This window comes from Ornithinimicrobium tianjinense (assembly GCF_014636495.1).
Classification (GTDB): domain Bacteria; phylum Actinomycetota; class Actinomycetes; order Actinomycetales; family Dermatophilaceae; genus Ornithinicoccus; species Ornithinicoccus tianjinensis.
Genome location: NZ_BMEM01000006.1, coordinates 1 through 23,749, shown reverse-complemented (window position 1 = coordinate 23,749; position 23,749 = coordinate 1). Strand labels below are relative to the sequence as shown.

The window sequence follows — 23,749 nt, the reverse complement described above, 5'->3', positions numbered from 1 at the left end:
CGCCTGTCCGGTCGGTCTGGGTTGGCACTAACGCCTGTCCGGTCGGGTCAGGGGTGGGCACTACCGCCTGTCCGGTCCGGCACTACCGCCTGTCCGGTCGGGTCAGGACGCGGAGGGCGAGGTGCCCGTGGGTTCGTCGCCTGACGGACGAAGCTCCGTGGTGCCCGGCTCGGGAGCGGTCGGCTCCGCCGGGGACGGGGGCTCAGGTGCTGACGGGCCGGGGGCCGCAGGCCCGTCCGGGGCGGTCGGGTCGCTGGGACGGGTCGGCTCCGCGGGCTCGTCGGGGCCGGGTGCGGTCGGTGTGCTCTCCTCGGGAAGGTCCATCTGCTTCTCGACCCAGTCGCCGGCGCCGTCCACAGCGCCGGAGAACTTCCCGCCCGTCTGCTCGTCGATCAGGTCCTCGACCTTGTCGATCAGGTCCCGGGCCTTGTCCGGGTTCTCCTGGGCGTACTCCTGGGCATAGTCCCTGACCTTGTCGATCGCCTCTCCACCGGTCAGGTTGTGCGGCTGGTCGCTCATCGCTGCTCCTCGTCGGGGGACTGGATCCGACCACCGTAGCGAAACGGCCTGGTGCGGGCAGGGGGTTAGGCTGGCGGGATGAGCCAGAGCACCCCGCAGGACGAGGCCGCCCCGGTCGAGGAGCTGAGCTACGAGCAGGCCCGGGACGAGCTCGTCGCCCTGGTGTCACGCATCGAGTCGGGGCAGGTGCCGCTCGAGGAGGCGATGGCGCTCTGGGAGCGGGGTGAGGCGCTCGCCGCGCACTGCCAGGCCAAGCTCGACGCCGCTCAGGAGACCCTGGACCGCGCAACCGCTGCCACCGCGAACGACGACCCGGTCACCGAGGACTGACGCACAGGGCAGGGCTGCGCAGGCCGCGACGCGCCCTCCGGCCGGTTCAGTCCCGCGCCTCGATCACCTTCAGGAAGGCCTGGAACTCCTCCGGGCTGGCCGTGCCGTGCAGGACCGTCGTCGAGCCGCCGGTCTCCTCCGGACCGAGCACGTAGGCGCGCTCGGAGTTGCTGCCCTTCTCGCCCTCCCAGGCCTGCCAGATCCGGGTGCCGCCCGGGCCGTCGAGCCGCACCTCACCGTCCTCCTGCGCCGCCCCGAGGACGGCCGCCCGCCAGGTGTCGGTGACATCCGCAGCCTGGTGGAGAGCGACATACTCCCCCTCGGGGGAGGTGTAGGAGATGTGCCACGTCTGGACACCCTCGAGCGGCTCGTACGAGACGACCGTCGGCACCCACCTGTCACCGGGCTCCGGCACCCACACCGGCCAGGGCGACTGCTCAACGACGTAGGTCGCGGTCTGGGTGACCTCCGGCGGGCGGCGCTGGGACTCGCTGGGGTTGAAGGTCAGCGACCACCACGCCAGCGCGACGGCCCCCACGGCCAGGGTGGACCAGATCATGTTCTGCACGGAGTAGCTCGCCAGGCGCTTGCGGCGCTTGTCCTCGGGGGACGGGGAGACGACGGTGGGGCGGCTCTCGACCGGCTCGTTGCTCACCCCTCCATGGTCGCATCCGGTCGCGGCCGCGACGGCCCCCGGCCGCTAGGCTGACCGTGAAGACCCGCAGCGACGACGAAGGAGTCCCATGACCGTGGACAGGACCACCCGCCCCAGCTCCGAGACGGTCATCCCGGACCGCAACCTGGCCATGGAGCTCGTGCGCGTCACCGAGGCCGCAGCCCTGGCCGCCGGCCGCTGGGTGGGCCGGGGCGACAAGAACCTCGCCGACAACGCCGCCGTCGAGGCGATGCGCAAGGTGATCTCCTCGGTGGCCATGGACGGCATCGTCGTCATCGGCGAGGGCGAGAAGGACGAGGCGCCGATGCTCTTCAACGGCGAGCACGTCGGCGACGGCACGGGCCCGCAGGTGGACGTGGCGGTGGACCCGATCGACGGCACGACCCCCACCGCCAAGGGCATGGACAACTCGATCGCCGTGATGGCGGTCGCCGAGCGCGGCACGATGTACGACCCGTCTGCGGTGTTCTACATGGACAAGCTCGTCGTCGGCCCGGAGGTGGCTGACCGCGTGGACATCCGGCTGCCGATCAAGGAGAACCTCAAGCGCATCGCGCGCGCCAAGAAGCGCTACGTCGAGGAGATCACGGTCATCATGCTCGACCGTCCGCGGCACGAGCAGTACGTCCGCGAGGTCCGCGAGGCCGGCGCCCGCCTCCGTTTCATCACCGACGGCGACGTCGCCGGTGCCATCGCCGCCGCCCGCGAGGCGTCCCCGGTGGACATGCTCATCGGCATCGGCGGCACCCCGGAGGGCATCATCACGGCCTGCGCGATGAAGGCGATGGGCGGCGTCATCCAGGGCCGCCTGTGGCCCAAGGACGACGAGGAGCGCCAGCGGGCCATCGACGCCGGCCACGACCTCGACCGGGTGCTCTCCACGGACGACCTCGTCACGAGCGACAACTGCTACTTCGCGGCGACCGGGATCACGACCGGAGACCTGCTCGCCGGCGTCCGGTACGGCGCCGGCACCGCCGTGACCAACTCCCTGGTGATGCGGTCCAAGTCGGGCACCATCCGCGAGATCATCGCCCACCACCGCCTCGACAAGGTCGCCCAGATCGCCGACGCCTGGGCGCCCGAGACCAAGCAGCTGTGAGATGAGCGGCCGCACCCTCCTCGAGGCCCACCACACCACCGTCCTGACCGTGGGCGAGGCACTGCTCGACGTCGTCGTCCCGCACGACGGCGGCGCGTCCACCGCGCACGTGGGCGGCTCCCCCGCCAACGTCGCGGTCGGCCTCGCCGCGCTCGACCACGACAGCCGACTGACGGCATACCTCGGCCACGACGAGGACGGAGAGCGGATCCGCGAGCACCTGCTCGACGCGGACGTCGTGCTGACCCCCGGGTCCGACACCGCGCCACGGACGTCCAGGGCCACCGCGCACCTGGACGCCGACGGGGTGGCCACCTACGACTTCGACCTCGCCTGGCAGGTCGGGCCGCAGGACCTGCACGGCATCGGCCACGTGCACACTGGCTCGGTCGCCGCGACCCTGGAGCCCGGCGCCTCGGCCGTCCTGGACCTGCTCTCCACCGTCCGCGCCACGGCGACGGTCTCCTACGACCCCAACTGCCGCCCCACGATCATGGGCCCGGCCCACGACGTGCGCTCCCGGATCGAGGAGTGCATCGGACGCAGCGACGTGGTCAAGGCCTCGCTGGAGGACGTGGTCTGGCTGTATGACGACGCTCCCGTCGTCGAGGTCGTCGAGCTCTGGGGACGGCTGGGTCCGGAGCTGGTCGTGGTGACCCGCGGGGGCGAGGGAGCCGTGATCCACCTGTCCGCGCGCGACCTCACGGTCGAGCTGGACGCGGTGGCGGTGGAGGTCGTCGACACCGTCGGCGCAGGGGACTCCTTCATGGCAGGGCTGCTCAGCGGCCTGCTCGACGCCGGCCTGCTGGGCTCGCCCGCGGCCCGCGAGCGCCTGCGCCGGGCGGACCTCGAGGACGTGTCCGACGCCCTGCGGCGCGCTGTCGCCTGCGCCTCCTGGACGGTCGCGCGGGCCGGTGCCGCGGCGCCCACCCGCGCCGACCTCACCGAGCCGGAGGCCCACCCGGCGGGCTGAACCTCGGCGCGGCCGCCGCCTGCGGTGCGCCGTCGCGGACCAGGTAGGTCGCCCGTGCCCGCAGGTGCGGGTGCTCGGCCGCCTCGGCATAGGTCAGCACCGGGGTCACGCACGCCTCGGTGCCCTCGAAGTGCGCAGCCCACGCGTCGCGGGACTGCGCGAGGAAAGCCTTCTCGAGCAGCTCGTGCAGCCGCGGCCAGGCTGTGGGGTCCTCGCGGTCCGGGAGCGAGCCAGCCTCGAGGCCGAGCCCGTCGAGCAGCGCGGCGTAGAACCGCGGCTCGAGGGAGCCCACCGCGACGTAGCGGCCGTCGGCGCAGGCGTAGGTGCGGTAGAACGGCGCCCCGCCGTCGAGCAGGTTGGCCTGGCGCTCGAGGCTCCACCGCCCCGCTGCCATCAGCCCGAGGGTCAGCTGGGACAGGACCGCGGTGCCGTCCACCATGGCGGCGTCCACGACCTGGCCCCGACCGGTGCTCGCGCGGGCCACGAGGGCGGCGAGCGCGCCCACGACGGCGAGCATGGAACCGCCGCCGAAGTCGCCGACGAGGTTGAGGGGAGGTGCCGGCGGCCGGTCGGCGGCGCCGATCGCGTGCAGGGCGCCGGTCAGGCCCACGTAGTTGATGTCGTGCCCGACGTGCCCCGCCCACGGGCCGTCCTGGCCCCATCCCGTCACCCGGACGTAGACCAGGCGGTCGTTGCGGGCCGCGCAGTCCTCCGGTCCCACGCCGAGCCGCTCGGCCACCCCCGGCCGCAGCCCCTCGACGAGGACGTCGGCCTCCTCCACGAGCCCGAGCACCTCGTCCACGCCCTCTGCTGTGCGCAGGTCGACGCGGACGGTGCGCGCTCGGCCCCGCAGCACCGGGTCCGGCCGCGCGTCGTGCAGCCGCAGCCCTCCGCCGTCGGCGCGCTCGACGCGCACCACCTCCGCCCCCAGGTCGGCCAGCATCATGGCGGCGTGCGGCGCCGGGCCCAGCCCCTCCAGCTCGACCACCCGCACCCCGGCGAGCGGACCCGGGGCCGCGAGCGACGTCATACCCATGGCCCCAACCTAGAGGCAGGACCGGGCCGACTATCCTCGGGCCATGCCTGAAACCTCCCCCACCTTCCGCTACCGCGACATGCTGCCCCTGGGCGAGGACGAGACGCCCTACCGGCTGCTCACCACGGAGGGCGTCGCGACGGTGGAGGGTCCGGGCGGCCGGACCTTCCTGGAGGTGGCGCCCGAGGCGCTGCGCCTGCTGACCGAGACGGCGATGCACGACATCGCGCACTACCTGCGCCCGGGTCACCTGCAGCAGCTGCGCAGCATCCTGGACGACCCCGAGGCCAGCAACAACGACAAGTTCGTCGCGCTCGACCTGCTCAAGAACGCCAACATCGCCGCCGGCGGGATCCTGCCGATGTGCCAGGACACCGGCACCGCGATCGTCATGGGCAAGCGCGGGCAGCACGTGCTCACCGACGGGGTCGACGAGGAGGCCATCAGCCGGGGCGTCTTCGACGCCTACACCCGCCTCAACCTGCGCTACTCGCAGATGGCCCCGCTCACCTTCTGGGACGAGAAGAACACCGGCTCCAACCTGCCGGCCCAGATCGAGCTCTACGCCGACACCGCACCCGGGCACGAGAACACCTACAAATTCCTCTTCATGGCCAAGGGTGGCGGGTCCGCCAACAAGTCCTTCCTCTACCAGGAGACCAAGGCGCTGCTCAACCCCGAGCGGCTCCTGTCCTTCCTCGACGAGAAGCTGCGCAGCCTCGGCACCGCCGCCTGCCCGCCCTACCACCTGGCGATCGTTGTGGGCGGCACGTCGGCGGAGTTCGCGCTGAAGACCGCCAAGTACGCCTCGGCCCGCTACCTCGACAGCCTGCCGACCGAGGGCGGCCTGGAGGGCCACGGGATCCGCGACCCCGAGCTCGAGGCCCAGGTCCACGAGCTGACGCGCTCGTTCGGGATCGGGGCCCAGTTCGGCGGCAAGTACTTCTGCCACGACGTCCGCGTGATCCGCCTCCCCCGCCACGGCGCCTCCCTGCCGGTGGCGATCGCGGTCTCCTGCTCCGCCGACCGCCAGCTCCTCGCGAAGATCACTCCCGAGGGCGTCTTCATCGAGCAGCTGGAGACCGACCCGGCGCGCTTCCTGCCCGAGCAGGTCGATGCCGGTCTCGACGCCGAGACGCACGGCGTGACCGGCACCGGCAAGGGCGCGACGGTGCGGATCGACCTCAACCAGCCGATGGAGCAGATCCTGGCCGAGCTCTCCACGCACCCGGTCAAGACCCGCGTCTCGCTCACCGGTCCGCTCGTCGTCGCCCGCGACATCGCGCACGCCAAGATCAAGGAGCGGCTGGACGCGGGCGAGGAGATGCCGGACTACCTCAAGAACCACCCCGTCTACTACGCCGGCCCGGCCAAGACCCCGGAGGGTATGCCGTCGGGCAGCTTCGGTCCCACGACGGCCGGGCGCATGGACAGCTACGTCGACCAGTTCCAGGCCGCCGGCGGCTCCAAGGTCATGCTGGCCAAGGGCAACCGCAGCCAGCAGGTCACCGACGCCTGCCAGCGCCACGGCGGCTTCTACCTCGGCTCGATCGGGGGCCCCGCCGCCCGCCTCGCCCAGGACTGCATCAAGAGCGTCGAGGTCGTGGAGTACGAGGAGCTGGGCATGGAGGCGGTCTGGAAGATCCAGGTCGAGGACTTCCCGGCCTTCATCGTCGTGGACGACAAGGGCAACGACTTCTTCGCCGACGTCAGCACTCCGCTCGGCACGACCATCCCCACCCGCACCCAGATGGAGGCCCACGCATGAACGACACCACCGGCACCGCGTTCGAGGACCTGCTCGCCGCCAACGCCAGCTACTCCGACAACCACGCCGACGAGCTCAAGGGTTTCGACGGCATCGCCCGTGCCGGCGTGGCCATCGTGACCTGCATGGACTCACGCATCGAGCCGCTGAAGATGGTCGGGCTGACCCACGGCGACGCCAAGATCTTCCGCAACCCCGGCGGTCGCGTCACCGACGCGGCGCTGGAGGCGCTGGTGCTCGCCGTGCACCTGCTCAACGTGCGCCGCGTCCTCATCGTCCCGCACACCCGGTGCGCGATGACGAAGATGAGCGAGAACGAGCTGCGCGAGAAGATCAGCGAGATCTCCGGCCAGGACGCCTGGTGGCAGCACTTCCACGTCGTGCCGGACCAGCACGCCGCGCTCGTCGAGGACGTCCACCGGGTGACCAGCCACCCGCTCATCCAGGGCCGGGCCGAGGTCGGCGGCTTCCTCTACGACGTCGACAACGGTCGCCTCCAGCAGCTGGTCTGACGTCGCTGACGCGTCACGTAGCCTGGTGGGCATGCCCGTCGCGCTCGCCCTCGCACCGCTGACGCTCGCCGCCGTCCTCGTGCTGAGCGGGGTCGCCAAGCTCGGCGACCCCGGCTCGACCGCGAGCATGATCCGGCTGCTGCGCCTGCCGTCCTTCCTCGCTGGCGCGGTCGTGCCGCGCCTGCTCCCGGTGGTCGAGCTGGTCGCCGCCGTCCTGCTCCTCACCCCCTGGATCTGGACGTATGCCGTGGGCGCCGCCCTGGCACTGGGCCTGTTCACCGCGTTCCTGCTCGTCGTGGCCCGCGCCATGACCTTCGACCCCCGGCCGACCTGCGGCTGCTTCGGACGGGTCGGCAACCACCAGATCACCGCCCGCACGGTCTGGCGCAACGTCCTGCTGCTCGCGCTGGCCCTGGTGGCATCCTGGATCGCCCTCGGCGGCTCGGCCGCCGGAGCCCTGGTGGCGCGCTTCAGCGCGGGCGACTGGCTGTGGCTGGTCCTCGCGGTGGGGCAGGCCACGGTGGCCGTCCTCGTCCTCGGGGGCGCCGGGTCCGAGTCGCGGACCCCTGCCGCCCGCCGCCGCGACCGGGGCGCCGCGGAGTCGACCCGGGCGCCCGACGAGCTGGACTACGTCCGCCGGCCGTTCCCGCGCGGCAGCCTCCTCAGCCAGGACCTCGAGCCCCGCACCCTGCACGCCCTCACGCGTCACCGTGCCCAGCTGCTCGTGCTGGCCAACTGCTGGTGCGGGAGCACCATGGACACGATCGCGCGGCTGGAGGGCTGGCGCGAGCGGCTGCCGCAGCTGGACGTCCAGCTCGTCCACACCCACAGGCCCTGGGACGCGCCCGAGCTGTCGGCCGTCCAGGGCGTCTGGTGGGACCCGGGCTCGACCCTCTACGACGCGCTCGGAGCCGGGGTGAGCCCCGCCGCCGTCCTGCTCGGGATGGACGGACTCCTGGCCGGCGGGCCGGTCAACGGCGTGAACGCGATCGAGGAGTTCGTCGAGGACATCGCCGCCGAGCTCGCCCAGGCGGAGGTCCCGGCCGACCAGGCCTGACACGCGGCCAAGCCTGACTCCCGGCCAACCAGTCCTGACACCGCACGACCGAGCAAGGGCACCGCGGCGCTCAGAGGCACGCAGGTTCCCGGTGCCATCTCCTCAGCGGCTCGACCGCCGCTGTTGTGTCACAAGGAACGCCCTGACGACCAATGTGACATGCCAGCCTTGCACATGCATGCGCGGGTGGGCGAGGAGCCCCGGGCAGAGCTCAGCGCGCGAGGAGCCCCCGGTGACGGTCAGAGAGCGAGGAGCCCCGGTGACGGTCAGAGGGCGAGGCGCTCCTGCACGACGCCGGCGAGGCGCTCGGCATACGCCTGGGCGCGCTCCTCGGTGTCAGCCTCGACCATGACCCGCACGAGCGGTTCGGTGCCGGACTTGCGCAGGAGCACCCGGCCCTGCGAGCCCAGCTCGGCCTCGACGGCCGCGACGTCGCCGCGGACGCCCTCGTCGGTCTCCACCCGGTCCTTGTCCACGCCCTTGACGTTGACCAGCACCTGCGGCAGCCGGGTCATCACGCCCGCCAGCACGGACAGCGGCGTGCCGGAGGAGACGACCCGCTGGGCCAGGGCGAGCGCGGTCAGCACACCGTCGCCGGTGGTGCCGTGATCGAGCATGATGACGTGCCCTGACTGCTCGCCGCCCAAGGTGTAGCCCCGGGCCCGCATCTCCTCCAGGACGTAGCGGTCGCCGACCGCCGTCTGGACGACCCGGATGCCCTCGCGCTCCATCGCCTGGATCAGCCCGAGGTTGCTCATCACCGTGGCGACGAGGGTGTCGTCGACGAGCTTGCCGCGCTCGTGCAGCGACAGCGCGAGGATGGCCATGATCTGGTCCCCGTCGACGCGGTTGCCGTCGGCGTCGACCGCCAGGCACCGGTCGGCGTCGCCGTCGAAGGCGACACCCATGTCGGCCCCGCGCAGGCGCACCGCAGCCTCGAGCTGCTCGAGGTGGGTCGAGCCGTAGCCGTCGTTGATGTTCAGCCCGTCGGGCTCACCGCCGATGACGTCCACCGTCGCGCCCGCGCGCCGGAAGACCTCCGCGCCCACGACCGACGCCGCGCCGTGTGCCGCGTCGATGACGATCCGCAGACCGTCCAGCCGTCCGGGCACGGCCCGGAGCAGGTGCTCGATGTAGAACTCGGCACCGCTGGGGAAGGGCCGGATCCGGCCGACGCCGGCGCCGGTGGGGCGCTCCCACTCCACGCCCAGACGCTCGGAGATCCGGTCCTCGAGGTCGTCGGCCAGCTTGTGGCCGCCGCGGGCGAAGAACTTCAGCCCGTTGTCGGGCATGGCGTTGTGCGAGGCGGAGAGCATGGCGCCCATCTCGGCGTTCATCCGCTGAGTGAGGTAGGCGATGGCCGGCGTCGGCAGCACGCCCGCGTCCAGCACGTCCACGCCGGCCGACGCCAGACCGGCCATGACGCTCATGGCGAGGAACTCCCCGGACGCGCGGGGGTCGCGGCCCACGACCGCCGTCGCGCGGTGACCACCGAAGGCGCTGTGGCCCCCCAGCTCGTGAGCCACCGCGACGGACAGGTCGAGCGCGAGCTCGGCCGTGATGTCCTTGTTCGCCAGTCCGCGCACCCCGTCGGTGCCGAAGAGTCGTGCCATTCCTGTCCACCCAATCTGCTGGCGTCCGCGGGCTGCGGACCATCCGAGAGTATGCCTCACGTCGGGACGCCCACCAACGCCGACGGCCCGGCGGGAGCAGGTGCTCCCACCGGGCCGTCCGGACCGTGCGGCGCGCTCGCGCGGCCTCGGGTCAGCGCTTGCTGTACTGCGGCGCCTTGCGGGCCTTCTTGAGACCAGCCTTCTTGCGCTCCGGGACGCGGGCGTCGCGGGTGAGCAGGCCGGCCTTCTTCAGCGCCGGGCGGTTGAGCTCCGCGTCCACGCCGTTCAGCGAACGGGCGACACCGAGGCGGACGGCCCCGGCCTGGCCGGAGGGGCCACCGCCGTGGACGCGGACGAGCACGTCGTAGGCGCCGTCGAGCTCGAGCACGGCCAGCGGCTCGTTGACGATCTGCTGGTGCACCTTGTTCGGGAAGTAGTCCGCGAGCGTGCGGCCGTTGATCTTCCACTCGCCGGTGCCCGGCACGATGCGCACGCGGGCGACGGCCTGCTTGCGGCGACCGGTGCCGGCGCCGGGGGCGGAGGCGGTCGGACGTGCGGCGGCCTCGGTGGAGGCGGCGGCGGACTCGGTCGTGTACTCCGAGACGGCGTTCTCGTCGAACTCGTCGGACTCGACGTCGTAGCTGAGGTCAGTCATCTGTCACAGTCCCTTACTGAGCGACCTGGGAGATCTCGAACGGCACAGGCTGCTGCGCCGCGTGGGGGTGGGTGTCGCCGGCGTAGACCTTCAGCTTCTTCAGCTGGGCCCGGCCGAGCGAGTTCTTGGGGAGCATGCCGCGGATCGCCTTCTCCACCGCACGGGTGGGGTGCTTCTCCAGCATCTCCTCGTAGGTCTCGGCACGCAGACCGCCCGGGTAGCCGGAGTGGCGGTAGGACTTCTTCTTCTCCAGCTTGGAGCCGGTCAGGGCGACCTTGTCCGCGTTGACGATGATGACGAAGTCACCGGTGTCGACGTGGGGAGCGAAGATGGTCTTGTGCTTGCCGCGCAGCAGGCTCGCGGCCTGGGACGCCAGGCGCCCCAGCACGACGTCCTGCGCGTCGATGATGTGCCAGGCGCGCTGGATGTCGCCAGGCTTGGGGGTGAAAGTACGCACGGTGCAAACCTTCGTCGTCGGATGGGTGGGCAACCGTTCTAGTCTAGCCCGGCCCGCAGGAGCGCCCAAATGGGACATCTCCGCAGGTCAAGGCGGGTATGGCGGCCCTCGCCCGGGCGCGCGCAGCACCTTTGTGCACAACAAGTGTGCATTCTCCGGCCTGCTCCCCTAGGGTGAGCACATGCCGCTCCTGCCCGCGCTGCGCCGCCGCGCCCGCACCCCGCATCCTGCTCCCGCACCACCCGTCGCCCTCCCGCCCCCACCCGTGGTCCAGCGTCTGCCGCGCGCGGTCGTGGTGCTGCTGGGCGTCGCCCTGGCCATGGCTGTCCTGCTCGGGATGAACCAGCTGCGTGACTACATCGCCCCGCTCTTCCTGGCGCTCAACCTGGTGCTGGTGGCGGCGCCGCTGCAGTCGGCCCTGACCCGGGCCGGCCTGCCCCGCTGGCTGGGCGCGCTCGTGGCCGGGACGTCGGTGTTCGCCTTCCTCGTCGGCTTCTTCTACGCGCTGGGCTGGTCGGTGACCCAGATGGTGCAGGAGCTGCCGGGCTACCAGCAGGAGTTCGAGGACCTCTACCGGCAGGGTCTGGACGTGCTCGCCCGGTTCGGCATCGACGAGGACGCGATGCTCGAGCGGGTCACCGCCGCCCTCAACCCGGAGGCGATCATCGGCGCCCTCGGCGGGGTCCTGGGCAACGTGGGCGGAGCGCTCGGCCTGCTGGGGACCACGCTCATCATCATCTTCTTCCTCATGGTCGACTCCCTCACCGCGGGCCGGCGCATCGCGCTCGTCGGCGAGCAGCACCCCCGACTGGCCCAGGCCCTGGTCTCCTTCGCCGACGGTGTCCGGCGCTACTGGGTCGTGACCACCGTCTTCGGTCTCATCGTCGCCGTCCTGGACGTGGTGGCCCTCGTCGTGCTGGGCGTTCCCCTCGCGCTGGCGTGGGGCGTGCTGGCCTTCATCACCAACTACATCCCCAACGTGGGCTTCGTCATCGGTCTCGTCCCGCCCGCGCTCATGGCCCTGCTGGCCAACGGGCCGATGAACGCCCTCGTCGTCGTGATCGTCTACACGGTCCTCAACTTCGTCGTCCAGACGATCATCCAGCCCAAGTTCACCGGCGACGCGGTCGGCGTCGGTCCCACCGTGACCTTCCTGTCCCTGGTCGTCTGGGCCTGGGTGCTAGGGCCGGTCGGCGCGCTCCTGGCCCTGCCGGCCACGCTCCTCGTCAAGGCGCTCCTCGTGGACGCCGATCCGCAGGCCCGGTGGGCCAACGCCTTCCTCGCCGCCGACCCGGAGACCGCACGGGCGGAATCGACCCGGGACGCCGTCCTGCAGAACCCATGAGCACCGACCGGGGCGCCCTGCGCAGCCTGGCCCACCCGCTGCGCAGCCGGCTGCTGGCCGAGCTGCGCGTGCACGGCGAGGCCACCGCCACCCAGCTGGCCGCGGTGCTGGAGACGAACTCGGGTGCCACGTCATACCATCTGCGCCGGCTCGAGGAGGTCGGGCTGGTCGAGGACACGGGGACGGGCACCGGCCGGCGTCGGGTCTGGCGGGCCACCGCCACGCGGGACCGCGCGGTCGTGCTCGGCGGCGACGAGCCGCTCGACGAGGACGACGCCCAGGCCGCCGACTGGCTGGCGCTGGACTACCTGGCCCACTTCGGGGACCGCGCCCAGGCGTGGCTACGGGACCGCTCGGAGTGGGAGCCCACCTGGCAGGAGGTGTGCGGCCTGGAGGACCACACCGTCCAGGTGACCGCGGAGCAGGCGACGGCGATGCGGGCCGAGCTGCTCGAGGTGCTCGAGCGCTACCGTCGCGTGGGGCAGGGCAACCCGCAGGCCAAGCGCGTGGTCGTCTACACCTGCGCGCTGCCGGTCGGCCGACGCTGACCGCCCCTCACGACGCCTGACCACGACACAGGTCGGCCCCCGGCGAGCGCCGGGGGCCGACCTGTCGCCATCGGCGGTCGGGTCAGCCCGCCGTGTAGAGCAGCAGGTTGGGCGATCCCTTGACGTTCTTGACGACGCCGCTGGTCGCGGAGGACGTCAGCGACTGGGCGACCTGAGCCGGGCTGGCCGACGGGCTGCCCTGCAGGACCAGCGCCGCAGCACCGGCCACGTGGGGCGAGGCCATCGAGGTGCCGGAGATCGTGTTGGTCTGCGTGTCGGAGCGGTACCACGCCGAGGTGATGCTCACGCCCGGCGCCAGTATGTCGACGCAGGAGCCGAAGTTGGAGAAGGAGGCCAGCGTGTCGGTCTTGTCGGTGGCTCCGACGGTGATCGCGCTCGCGGCCCGCGCCGGCGAGGTCGTGCACGCGTCGGCCGTCTCGTTGCCCGCAGCCACGACCGTGGTGACCCCGGCGTCCGTCATCCGCTTGATCGCGTCGTCGATGCCGGCGTTCGCCCCACCGCCGAGGCTCATGTTCGCCACGGACGGACCCGAGGCGTTGGCCACGACCCAGTCCATGCCGTCGATGACGCCGGACCAGGTGCCGGAGCCACGGCAGTCGAGCACGCGCACCGGCACCAGGTTGACGCCCTTCGCCACACCGTAGGTCGAGCCGCCGACGGTGCCCGCCACGTGCGTGCCGTGACCGTTGCAGTCCTCGGTGGTCGACTTGCCCTTGGCGAAGTTGGCACCCGGGAGCACGCGTCCGGCGAACTCGGCGTGGGTGCTGCGGATGCCGGTGTCCAGGATGTAGGCGTCGACGCCGGAGCCGGTGGCGGTGTAGCTGTAGACCCCGTTGAGCGGCAGGCTGCGCTGGTCGATGCGGTCCAGCCCCCAGGTGGCGTTGTTCTGGTCGGCGCTGATCCTCACCGCGCCGTCGGCCGCGACCGTGGTCACCGACGGGTCGGCAGCCAGCGCGCGGGCCTGGGCGGGGGTCATCATCGCGGCATACCCGCCGAGAGCGGTGTAGGTGCGCTCGACCGAGATGCCCCGGGCGCGGGCGTCAGCCACGGCGCGGGCCGTGGCCCGGCCGACCTCACCGGGCGAGGCGGCAGCGTCGGCGCCGGCGTCGAGCATCACGATGTAGCTGGACGCTGCGGTGCCCGCGCTCGGCGCCGCGGTGGCGGCGACGGCGCCCGGCAGCGCCAGGGTGAGGACACCCGCGCCGGCGAGGGCGCTGAGCAGGGGACGAACGGTCATGAGTCATCTCCTCCGAGAATGTGGCGTACGCCACAGCTCCGTGGCGCGTGCTGCACATCCTGCTGCGCCACGTCCGACGCGGCAAGAGACTTGACCCACTCTGTACCAGTTCTTGACCGATCCTTGACCTGTCCCCTACGTCAGGCCGGGCGCACGAGCACGGCCGCCGTCAGGCCGGGCACGGTCACCCGGCCGGGGCCGGCCTCCCACGCGGTCTGCCGCACGACATCGTCCGCGCCGCGCTGCTGCACCTCGGAGAGCACCCACTCCTGGCCCGCGAGCCCGGGCACCGTCTGCGTCACGGTCAGCGGCGAGGCGTTGAGGACCACGAGCACGCCGGAGTGCGCGGGGTCGAGCGCGTCCTGCGGGGAGGCCCCGCGGTCGTCCACGAGCATGACGACCACGTCCGGGCGCCCGTGCGGCGTGCCGGACACCGGGAAGGAGACCTGCCGCAGGATGCGCTCCCGCTCCCCCAGACGCAGCAGGGGCAGGTCGCGCCGCAGCCTGAGCAGGTCCAGCGCGCAGTCGCGCGCCAGCTCCATGTCCGCGGTGCTCGGCCGCAGCGACGCGTCCGCGAGCAGCGGGGCCATCATCGACCAGCGCACCCCGTTGTCCGGCTCAGGCGGCAGGCCCCGCCCGAAACCGTTGTCCCGCAGCGTGAGGTCGAAACCGTTGAACCAGTCACCCGACGCATAGCTGTTCCGGTCCAGGCTCTTGCTCCGCAGCACCTCGGCGCCGGCGTGCCAGAACGAGATGCCCTGCGACAGGGTCACCGTGGCGAGCGCCAGCGTGCTGCGGCGCACCCGCTCGGCCATCGGGGTGCTCTGCGGCAGCTTGAGCACCAGCGTGTCCCACAGGGTCTCGTTGTCGTGCGCGTCGACGTAGTTGACGACCTCCTCGGGCGAGACGGCATACCCGCACGGCGCGCCGCCGTAGGCGACCTCTGCACCCTTCACCGGACGGCCCGTCTCTTGCGAGAGGAAGGCGATGTCGCGCAGGCCGCCGGCGAGCCCCACCTGCAGCTGGTCGGTATGCCGCGCGTCGGCTCCTCCCGTGGCGAACCCGAGCCCGGTGGTCGGGTCGGCGTCGTGCACGCTGCCACCCCGCACCGCATCACGCAGGCGGTCGTTGAAGGTGCCGATGCCCGTCCCGTCGAGCTGGCCCTGGACGGCCTGGACGAACCGGCCGTTGCCGGCGACCTCGCCGAAGTTCCAGCCCTCGCCGTAGAGGTGGACCGCCCGCCCGTCGACGCCGTCCGCCTCCGGGGTGAGCGCGTCGAGGGCGGCGCGGACCGCCTCCAGGTTGGCGCGGCTGTGGTGGCCCATGAGGTCGAAGCGGTAGCCGTCCACGCGGTACTGCCGGACCCACAGCACGCACGCGTCGACCATGAGCTTCTGGCACATGAGGTGCTCGGTCGCCAGGTTCTGGCAGCAGGTCGAGGTCTCGACCCGGCCCTCGCCGTCGAGACGGTGGTAGTAGCCCGGCACCACGCGATCGAGCACCGAGGCGCGGTGCAGCCAGGCGTCGGTGGTGTGGTTGTAGACCTGGTCGAGCACCACGCGCAGCCCGAGGGCGTGCAGCTGGCCGACGAGCTCGCGGCACTGCGCCACGCGGCGCCCGCCGTGAGCCGCGCCCCCGCTCGTGGCGTAGGAGCCCTCGGGCGTCAGGAAGTGCCACGGGTCGTAGCCCCAGTTGAACGCGTCGCGCGTGGCGTGCGCGCGGACCATGGCCTGCTGCTGGGTCCCGGCCGGGGCCTCCCGCGAGAGCCGCTCGAGGGTGGCACGGTCGGCCTCCTCCTGCTGCTGCGGGTCCTCCTCCACGGAGGTGAGGTCGAAGACGGGCAGCAGGTGGACGCTGGTGAGCCCGGCCCCGGCGAGGGCGGCCAGGTGGCGCCGGGCGACGCCGTCGGCGCTCAGCCCGAGGAAGGACCCGCGCCACTGCGGCGGACACCCGGGGTCCTCGCGCGTGAGGTCGCGCACGTGAGCCTCGTAGATCGCCTGGTCCACCGCTCGCACCGGCGCCGGCACCGGCGTCTCGCGCCACACCGACGGGGCCCACCGTGGGTCGTCGAGGTCCACGAGCACCGAGTGCGTGGAGCTGACCGTCAGACCGACCGACCACGGGTCGGTGCTGCGCACCGTCTGCCTCCGGCCCGTCCTGGGTATGACGTGCAGCAGCTCGAGCAGGTAGCTGCGGTCGGTCCAGCCCTGGGTGCCGGTGACGCTCCAGCAGCCGTCGTCGTCGTCCCTGGTCATCGGGACCACGGTGGGCTCCCCCGCCGGTGACCAGGCCCGCGCGTCCTCAGGACCAGGGACCTCGTCCCACAGCAGCAGGTCGACGTGCTGGGCGGTCGGCGCCCAGACCGTCACGGTGGGCACCCGCTGCCCCGGAGGCCCGCTCCAGCTCACCCCGAGCCGACGCGCGGTGGCGCGGGCGGCATACAGGTCGTCCAGCACCCCGGGCACCTGAAGCGAGGTGGCGAGCACGAGCTCACCGGCACCGTCCCGGCCCAGGAGGGCCACCTGTCCGGTCAGCAGCTCGGCCGCCCGGGCCGCCCCGGTCGCGTCGAGGTGGAGCGGGTGTGCCGCGGCCAGGTGCGGCCAGGCGTCCGCGACGGGGTGCGGGAGGGCACCCTCGGACAGGGACAGCGCGAGCTCCTCCGGGGCAGCGGCGGGGTCGAGCCCGCCGTCCGGCGCGACCGCCAGCGTCCATCGCAGGTCCTCGGCCTCGTGGCCGGCCGGCACCGCGGTGGCCGGCAGCGCCACGAGGTCACGGCGGAGCCAGTGGGCTCGCGCGAGCGTCAGGTCGAGCGGGTGCATCCGCTGACCCTACGACCTCTCGCCCACCGACCCGCCGCCCCGCCTCACGGCTGGACGAAGACCGCCACCGTCTGCGGCGGCACGGTGGCCGTCGCCGACCCGGCGTCCCAGCGGGCGGACCGCACGACGTCGTCGACGCCCTCGACCTGCACCGGCGACAGCTCCAGCGCGGCGCCCTCCAGGCCCGGCACCCGCTGGGTGACGGTGTCGGGCGAGGCGTTGAGGACGACGAGCAGGCCGTCCAGCGCCGGGTCGACGTCGGCCCCGACCGTGTCGTCGATGCGCATGACGATCACCTGCGGGTCGCCCAGGTCGGTGCCGGACACCGGGAAGGACACCTTCTGCTCGACCTGGGCGGGGTCCCCGAGACGGAAGAGCTCGGTGGAGAAGCGCAGCCGCAGCAGGTCCTGAGCCATCAGCGAGGCGTGCTCGATGTCGGCCGCCGCGGGCTTGAGCGAGGCGTCGGCGAGCAGCGGTCGCATCAGGTCCCACTTCGCGCCGTTGTCACCCTGCGGGGGCAGGCCCCGCCCGAAGCCGTTGTCCGTCATCGTGAGGTCGAGCAGGTTGAACCAGTCACCGCTGTTGTAGGAGTTGCGGTCCAGGCTCTTGCTGCGCAGCAGGTCGGCACCCGCGTGCCAGAAGCTCACCGACTGCGAGAGCGTCGTGGCCGCGAGCGCGACGGTGTTGAGCCGCACCCGCTGGTCCATCGGGGTGTCCTGGGGCAGCTTGAGGGTCAGCGTGTCGAAGAGTGTCTCGTTGTCGTGCGCGTCGACGTAGTTGACCACCTCGTCCGGGTCCTCGGCGTAGCCCGCCGGCGAACCGTTGTAGGAGATGTCCGCACCGGTGACCACCTGCCCGGTCTCCTGGCTGCGCAGCGTGAACCCACGCAGGTTGCCTGCGAGCCCCACCTGGACGAGGTCGGTGTCGTTGGCGCTGGTGCCGCCGGTGGCGAAGCCCTTCTCGGCCCGCGGGTCCTCGTCGAAGGGACCACCGCCGCGGACGCCGTCGCGGAGCCGGTCGTTGAAGGTCGCGACCGAGGTGCCGTCGAGCTGGCCCTGGACCGCCTGGTAGAAGCGCGCGTCGTCGGCGACCTCGCCGAAGTTCCAGCCCTCGCCGTAGAGCGTCACGGCCCGCCCGTCGACGCCGTCCTTGCGGACGGTCAGCTCGTCCAGCGCCGCGCGCACCGCCTCCATGTTCTCCCGGCTGTGGTGGCCCATGAGGTCGAAGCGGAAGCCGTCCACCTTGTAGTCGCGGGCCCACAGCACGACGGCGTCGACCATGAGCTGCTCGGCCATCGCGTGCTCCGTCGCGACGTTCTGGCAGCAGGTCGAGGTCTCGACCTGCCCGAGCGCGTTGAGCCGGTGGTAGTAGCCGGGCACCACCCTGTCGAGGACGGACTTCTCGCCCTGGCCCGACTGCGCCGTGTGGTTGAACACCTGGTCCAGCACGACCCGCAGGCCGTCGGCGTGCAGACCCCCGACCATCGTCCGGAACTCGGCGACGCGCTCGCCGCCGAAGGCCGTCTCGGCGGTGGAGGCGTAGGAGCCCTCCGGCGCCATGAAGTGCCACGGGTCGTAGCCCCAGTTGAACGCGTCCGTGTCGGCCTGCGCCATCACGCACGCCTGCTGCTCGGGGCTGTCCGCCGGGTATGCCGTGAGGTCGCACCCTGGGGTGGTCTGCTCGGCCGGGTCCTCCTCGATGGAGGCGATGTCGAACGTCGGGAGCAGGTGCACGGTGTTGAGCCCGGCCTCGGCGAGCGCACGCAGGTGACGGGTGCCGTAGCCGTCCTCGGCGAAGGCGAGGTAGGACCCGCGCAGCTCCTCCGGCACGTCCGGGTCGCTCATCGAGAAGTCGCGGACGTGCAGCTCGTAGATCGTCTGGTCGACCTCGTCGCCCAGCGTGGGCGCGGCCGCGGTGCGCCAGATCTGCGGCTGCCAGCGCGCGTCGTCGAGGTCGACGACGACGGAGCGCGTCGAGTCGAGCGTCAGCGCCACGGAGTAGGGGTCGGTGACCTGGTTGACCTCGACCTGCCCGGTCGACGGCGCGAAGACGGTGACCTCGAAGAGGTACTCCATCCCGGTCCAGTCGGCCCTGCCGACCGCCGACCAGGACCCGTCACCGGCGCGGGTGAGCTGCACCCGCCGCGGCTCGCCCGTGCCGCCCTGCGGCCACAGCAGCACGTCGACGTCCTGCGCGGTCGGAGCCCAGAGCCGGAGCGTGGGGTTGCGACCCTTCCAGCTCAGGCCGTAGGTCGCCTGCCTCGCCTGCTCGGCGTAGAGCGCGTCGAGCACGCCCGGGACCTGCACGCCAGTGGCGTCGCGGAGACGACCGAGGTCGTCATACATCGCCACCGCGACCTGGCCCTGCAGGATCGTCGGCGCCGCCTTGGTGGTCTTCTTGTCCAGCCGGAGCGCGAGGTGGTCCCGCAGGTGCGGGAAGTCCTCGATGACGCTCTCCGGCAGGCCTGCCGGGTCGTAGGTCAGCGGCGCCGAGTCACCGCCGGTGACCGTCTCGGAGTCCATGGCCAGGCCGCCGTCGGCGGACCAGTGCAGCCGCCACCGGGTGAGCTCGGGATCGGTGACGCCGTCGGCCGGCCACGCGACGAGGTCCGGCGCGACCCAGTGGGCCTTCGCCGCCGTCAGGTCGGGCGCCACGCCCGCCTCCGAGGTGGTCACGGTGAGCACGTGCGTGTCGAGCACATAGCTGAAGGTCGTGACGATCCCTGCCGCCGGCACCGAGAAGCCGACGTTCGCGCCGTTGGGAGCGCCGTCCTGGCCGTAGTTCTCCGCCCAGGACAGGCCGTGCGCGACCTTCACCTCGTAGTTGCCCGGGGGCAGCTGGGTCGTCGAGTAGGTGTAGGTGCCGTCGGCGTCCTCGTCGACGAGCCAGGGCAGCATGCAGCTGGGGTCCCAGTCCCCCGGGCAGCCCAGCTCGCTCTGCATCGAGCCCGGCGCGGTGACGATCGGGCCCTCGGCGTCAGAGGTCACGTAGTGGCGGGCGTGCTCGTAGTAGAAGGAGACCTGGCTCCCGTCCGTGGTGTAGGTGATGTTGGAGCCGTTGCGGACGCCGCCGGCGCCGTAGTTCTCGTCCCAGGCGTTGTTGATCGCAGCCTTGTACTCCCAGCTGCCGGAGGGCACGCTCCACGCGCCCTTCCACACGCTGTCCTTGGCGTCCAGGCCCAGCTGCGCCTGCGCGCAATCAGGCGCCCAGTCGCCGGCGCAGCCCATCTCCGAGTTGTGGCTGCCGGGGACGGACACCGCGCCCGGCTGCTCGACCGGGCCCACCGGGCCCGTGCCCCCACCGCCGCCGCCGCTCGGCGCGGGCTCCCCCACCACGCCGTAGCCGGAGGACGCGGAGAGGTTGCCCGAGCCGTCGCGGAGCACGGCGCGGTACTCCAGGAGGGTGCCGAACGGCATACCGGAGACGTCGTGGAAGACCCGGTATGGCGCGTTGTCGTCGGTGCCGAGGACCGTCCAGTCCGAGGTCCCGACCGGGCGGTAGGCGAAGGTCACCTGGGCGAAGGCGTCCTCGGACACCGCCGCGCGGATCTCGGCGCGCTCCCCGACGACGCCGCCTGCACCAGGGGTGGTGAGGTGCACCGCGGGTGCGTCCTGCCGCGGAGCGAGGGCGGTCCCCGCGCGGTAGACCTCGACCGACAGCGGGTCGACGTCGACCGCCAGGCGCGCGTCCGCCCCGGTCTTGATCTTGGCGTCGTCGCCGTAGACCGCGGTGAACTGGGTCCGGTCCGACCAGGTCGGGAGCTGGACGGTCTGGGGCTCGGTGGAGTTGTTGGCGACGACGACGTACTCGACCTGCTCGTCGGCGTCGACGCGCGAGAAGGCGTACACGCCGGCGGCGTTGCTGGCGTAGCGGTGGACCTGCGCGCCGTCGGCCAGGGCCGGGTGCTCCTTGACGAGCGCGCTGAGACCGGCGAGCTGACGGTAGAGCGGGTGTGCGGTGTCGTAGCGGTCGTGCGACCCGGACGGCGCCGCGACGAGCGGCTCCGTGGAGTACTGCTCGACCTGGGTGGCGAACATGTCCTGACGGGCGTCCTTGTCCCCGCCCGCGCCGATGAAGCCCTGCTCGTCGCCGTAGTAGACGACCGGCTGGCCACGGGTCAGGAACATCAGCGCGTTGGTCAGCTCCAGGCGCTGCTGCAGCTCCTCGCCCTGGTAGTCGCCCGCGAGCATCATCGCCGCGCGCCCCATGTCGTGGTTGCCCGTGAACGTCGGCAGCTGGTAGGCGTTGGAGTCGGCGTCGGTGTAGTAGTCGTCCTGCGCGTAGAAGGTGCGCAGGCCCGTGGTCGCGGCCCCCTTGGCGAACTCCACGACCCGCCCCTGGAAGCCGAAGTCGATGACCGCCGGCAGCGTGCCCGCCGTGGTGAAGGAGGAGAGGTACTCCGGGTTGCCGTCGAAGACCTCGCCGAAGATGAAGAAGTCCTCGTTGCCGGCCCGGGCCGCCTCGAGCACCCGCGGGCTGAACTCCTGCCAGAACTCCAGGTTGACGTGCTTGACGGTGTCGACCCGGAAGCCGTCGATCCCCATCTGCGCCCAGGTCGAGTAGATGTCGACCATGCCGTCGACGACCTCCTGGCGCTCGGTGAAGAGGTCGTCGAGGCCGATGAAGTCACCGTAGGTGGAGGACTCCCCGGCCCAGGTCGAGTCGCCACGGTTGTGGTACATCGTCGGGTCGTTCAGCCACTCGGGGACCTTGACCGTCGCGTCGGCCTCGGTGCGGTAGACCGGGGTGTAGGGGAAAGAGGTCTCGGGGTCGAGGAGGGGGAACGGCTTGCCGAGGTAGTCACGGTCGTCGAAGGCGTTGCCGGCCGCGTCGCGGTAGGGCTCGGTCGCCTTGTCGACGTAGGAGTACTGGCCCTGCGCGTAGTCGACCACGTCGGCGGTGTGGTTGGTGATGATGTCGAAGTAGACCTTCATCCCCCGGGCGTGCGCGGCGTCGACGAGCTCGCGCATCTCCTCGTTGGTGCCCAGGTGCGGGTCGATCTGGGTGAAGTCGGTGACCCAGTAGCCGTGGTAGCCCGCGGACGCCTGGTCGCCCGTGCCCTGGACGGGGCGGTTCTTGAAGCTCGGCGTGAGCCAGATGGCGGTCGTGCCCAGACCCTGGATGTAGTCGAGCCGGTCCATGATGCCGGCCAGGTCACCGCCGTGGAAAAAGCCCTTGTCGGTCGGGTCGAAGCCATGGTCGAGCCGGTCCCCGGCGAGCCCTGCCGTGTCGTTGGTGGTGTCGCCGTTGGCGAAGCGGTCGGCCATCACGAAGTAGAACTGCTCGCGCGTCACCGGCGCCCGCAGGCTCTCCAGCGCGAGTGCCTCGTCGCCCTCCCCCGCAGCGCCGGCGAGCTCGGTCGGCGTGATCCCGACGCGGTGCGTCTCGTCGTCGTAGCCGAACTCGATCGTCGCGGGCCCCTCGAGCACGAGGTGCAGGTTGGCCGCCGGGTAGCTCTCGGCCCACCCGCCGTCGAGCGCGACCTTGAGCTCCCAGGTGCCCTCGGGCACCTCAAAGACTCCCGAGTATGCCGTGCCACTCCCCTCGACCGGGTCGAGCTGCGTCGCCTCGCACGCCGGCTGCCAGTCGCCGGGACAGCCCAGCTCGTCCTGCAGGCTGCCGACCAACGTCACCGTGCGCGTGGCTGCGGACGCAGCGGGCGCGCCTCCGCCGACCTGGGTCGGCGCCAGCGCGCCGGAGGCAAGGACTGCGGTCGAGACGAGACCGACGAGGAACGGACGCGACATTGCGACTCCTGAGCGTGACACACACGTGGGGGACGGACAGACTCTATCCGCGCTCGTGCAGCAACACAACAGTCAGACTGCAAGAATTTGCAGGACTCCTCAGAAGACGTGGCGATCGATGATCCGCCGGTACTGCGGAGGCCAGGGCAGGTCGTGCCCGAACTGATGGGCGGCCCGGTGCCACCAGTGCGGGTCCGCCAGCGCCGCCCGGGCCAGCATGACGACGTCCGCCTGCCCGACCCGCAGCACGTGCTCGGCCTGTCGAGGCGCCGTGATCATCCCCACGGTGCTCACCGGCACGTCCACCGACGAGCGCACCCGCTCGGCGAAGCGCGTCTGGTATCCCGGCCCGACCGGGATCTGGGGCGAGGCCACGTTGCCCCCGGACGAGACATCGATCAGGTCGACCCCGCGGTCGGCCAGAGCCCGCGCGACGTCGACCGTCCGCTGGAGGTCACCCTCGACACCGCCCGGGACCTGCTCGCTCCAGTCCGTGGCCGACAGCCGGACGAGCACCGGCATCCGGTCGGGCACGACGGCACGCACCTCATCGACGACCTCGAGCAGCAGTCTGGCGCGGTTCTCCTCGGTCCCGCCGTAACGATCAGCACGATCGTTCACCAGCGGGCTCAGGAACTCGTGGAGCAGGTAACCGTGCGCAGCGTGGATCTCCACGAGGTCGAAGCCCGCGGTCACCGCCCGACGGGCCGCCCGGCCGAAGGCTCGGACGACCTCCGAGACCTGCTCGGTGGACAGCCCTCGGGGCGCGTCGTAAGAGCCGAAGGGCAGGGGGCCGGGCCCGACGGTCTGCCACCCACCGCGGTCACCGGGAACGGTGCCGTGCTCGTCGTGGAACGGCGCGAAGCTCGACCCCTTGCGACCGGCATGCGAGAGCTGGACACCGATCGCACTGCCCACCCGGTGCACCTGGTCCACCACGCGCTGCCAGGCGCGCACCTGCTGGTCCTCCCACAAGCCGGCGTCCCAGGGCGAGATGCGGCCGTCCCGCGTCACCGCGGTCGCCTCCGTCATGACCAACGGGGCACCACCGACCGCAAAGGAGACGAGGTGCGCCAGGTGCCAGTCCGTCACGAACCCAGGCTCGCTCGGCCGGCAGGAGTACTGGCACATCGGCGAGACCCAGACCCGACCTGGGACGGTCAGCGACCTCAACGTCAGGGGCGAGAACAGCATGGCTGGCATGCTCGCCAGTCTAGGCGCGGGCATGCCAAAGGCCCCCAACCAGATCACTCTGGTCGGGGGCCTTCGGAATAGTGGTCCGGCGGTGTCCTACTCTCCCACACCGTCTCCAGTGCAGTACCATCGGCGCTGTC

The 23,749-nt window shown here is 72.0% G+C and carries 18 protein-coding genes; 8 read left to right on the top strand and 10 right to left on the bottom strand.

Features of this window, described 5'->3' with window-relative positions; all coding sequences use genetic code 11:
- Positions 1-102 precede the first annotated feature (102 nt).
- Positions 103-519 carry an antitoxin gene (locus IEV65_RS14485; protein WP_188432009.1) on the bottom strand — a complete coding sequence of 139 codons (417 nt, stop codon included), beginning with the start codon at positions 517-519 and terminating at the stop codon, positions 103-105.
- A 78-nt stretch (positions 520-597) separates the two neighbouring features.
- Between IEV65_RS14485 and IEV65_RS14480 the strand changes: the two genes are divergently transcribed.
- Entirely contained in the window at positions 598-849 is a 252-nt protein-coding gene (locus tag IEV65_RS14480; RefSeq protein ID WP_188432008.1) for an exodeoxyribonuclease VII small subunit, read from the top strand.
- 46 nt (positions 850-895) lie between these two features.
- Here IEV65_RS14480 and IEV65_RS14475 read toward each other — a convergent pair whose 3' ends face one another.
- Positions 896-1,504, bottom strand: coding sequence for a DUF4245 domain-containing protein (locus IEV65_RS14475; protein ID WP_188432007.1), 609 nt, complete (start codon positions 1,502-1,504; stop codon positions 896-898).
- An 88-nt stretch (positions 1,505-1,592) separates the two neighbouring features.
- On the opposite strand from IEV65_RS14475, the gene glpX reads away from it, so the two are divergent.
- Positions 1,593-2,627 carry a class II fructose-bisphosphatase gene (gene glpX / locus IEV65_RS14470; protein WP_188432005.1) on the top strand — a complete coding sequence of 345 codons (1,035 nt, stop codon included), beginning with the start codon at positions 1,593-1,595 and terminating at the stop codon, positions 2,625-2,627.
- Between the two features lies 1 nt (position 2,628).
- The gene (locus tag IEV65_RS14465; protein ID WP_188432003.1) at positions 2,629-3,600 is read left to right on the top strand and encodes a carbohydrate kinase family protein; all 972 of its coding nucleotides are present in this window, start codon (positions 2,629-2,631) and stop codon (positions 3,598-3,600) included.
- Here IEV65_RS14465 and IEV65_RS14460 read toward each other — a convergent pair.
- A complete protein-coding gene (locus IEV65_RS14460; RefSeq protein ID WP_229735311.1) occupies positions 3,569-4,636 on the bottom strand; it encodes a CaiB/BaiF CoA transferase family protein in 1,068 nt (355 codons plus the stop codon). The two genes, IEV65_RS14465 and IEV65_RS14460, sit on opposite strands and share 32 nt — an antisense overlap.
- Before the next feature lie 43 nt (positions 4,637-4,679).
- Here IEV65_RS14460 and IEV65_RS14455 point away from each other — a divergent pair, with 43 nt between their 5' ends.
- The 3 genes from IEV65_RS14455 to IEV65_RS14445 are packed head-to-tail and all read left to right on the top strand — an operon-like array spanning position 4,680 to position 7,973.
- Positions 4,680-6,404: a fumarate hydratase gene (locus IEV65_RS14455; RefSeq protein ID WP_188432001.1), complete on the top strand. Its 1,725-nt coding sequence runs from the start codon at positions 4,680-4,682 to the stop codon at positions 6,402-6,404.
- Entirely contained in the window at positions 6,401-6,916 is a 516-nt protein-coding gene (locus IEV65_RS14450; RefSeq protein ID WP_188431999.1) for a beta-class carbonic anhydrase, read from the top strand. Before IEV65_RS14455 ends, IEV65_RS14450 begins: the two co-directional genes overlap by 4 nt.
- A gap of 31 nt (positions 6,917-6,947) precedes the next feature.
- Positions 6,948-7,973, top strand: a complete 1,026-nt coding sequence (locus tag IEV65_RS14445) for a MauE/DoxX family redox-associated membrane protein (RefSeq protein WP_188431997.1) — start codon at positions 6,948-6,950, stop codon at positions 7,971-7,973.
- 266 nt (positions 7,974-8,239) lie between these two features.
- Here the strand turns inward: IEV65_RS14445 and glmM are convergent, their stop codons facing one another.
- The 3 genes from glmM to rplM form a co-directional block, all read right to left on the bottom strand.
- Entirely contained in the window at positions 8,240-9,586 is a 1,347-nt protein-coding gene (glmM, locus tag IEV65_RS14440; protein ID WP_188431995.1) for a phosphoglucosamine mutase, read from the bottom strand.
- 151 nt (positions 9,587-9,737) lie between these two features.
- Complete coding sequence (rpsI, locus tag IEV65_RS14435; RefSeq protein WP_188431993.1) at positions 9,738-10,241, bottom strand: 30S ribosomal protein S9; 504 nt, start codon at positions 10,239-10,241, stop codon at positions 9,738-9,740.
- A 13-nt stretch (positions 10,242-10,254) separates the two neighbouring features.
- A complete protein-coding gene (gene rplM / locus IEV65_RS14430; protein ID WP_188431991.1) occupies positions 10,255-10,698 on the bottom strand; it encodes a 50S ribosomal protein L13 in 444 nt (147 codons plus the stop codon).
- A gap of 181 nt (positions 10,699-10,879) precedes the next feature.
- On the opposite strand from rplM, the gene IEV65_RS14425 reads away from it, so the two are divergent.
- Both IEV65_RS14425 and IEV65_RS14420 read left to right on the top strand, forming a co-directional pair.
- Positions 10,880-12,043 (top strand): AI-2E family transporter, encoded by a 1,164-nt coding sequence (locus tag IEV65_RS14425; RefSeq protein ID WP_188431989.1) that lies wholly within the window; start codon positions 10,880-10,882, stop codon positions 12,041-12,043.
- Positions 12,040-12,591: a winged helix-turn-helix domain-containing protein gene (locus tag IEV65_RS14420; RefSeq protein WP_188431988.1), complete on the top strand. Its 552-nt coding sequence runs from the start codon at positions 12,040-12,042 to the stop codon at positions 12,589-12,591. The genes IEV65_RS14425 and IEV65_RS14420 overlap by 4 nt, the downstream gene beginning before the upstream one ends.
- A gap of 82 nt (positions 12,592-12,673) precedes the next feature.
- On the opposite strand, the gene IEV65_RS14415 is transcribed toward IEV65_RS14420, so the two are convergent.
- From IEV65_RS14415 to IEV65_RS14400, 4 genes are all read right to left on the bottom strand, one after another.
- Entirely contained in the window at positions 12,674-13,849 is a 1,176-nt protein-coding gene (locus IEV65_RS14415; RefSeq protein WP_188431986.1) for a S8 family peptidase, read from the bottom strand.
- Between the two features lie 140 nt (positions 13,850-13,989).
- A complete protein-coding gene (pulA, locus tag IEV65_RS14410) occupies positions 13,990-16,668 on the bottom strand; it encodes a pullulanase-type alpha-1,6-glucosidase (protein ID WP_188431984.1) in 2,679 nt (892 codons plus the stop codon).
- Between the two features lie 44 nt (positions 16,669-16,712).
- A complete protein-coding gene (gene pulA / locus IEV65_RS14405; RefSeq protein WP_188431982.1) occupies positions 16,713-22,415 on the bottom strand; it encodes a pullulanase-type alpha-1,6-glucosidase in 5,703 nt (1,900 codons plus the stop codon).
- Positions 22,416-22,514: 99 nt separating this feature from the next.
- Positions 22,515-23,618 carry an NADH:flavin oxidoreductase/NADH oxidase gene (locus tag IEV65_RS14400; RefSeq protein ID WP_188431980.1) on the bottom strand — a complete coding sequence of 368 codons (1,104 nt, stop codon included), beginning with the start codon at positions 23,616-23,618 and terminating at the stop codon, positions 22,515-22,517.
- Positions 23,619-23,749: the final 131 nt, after the last annotated feature.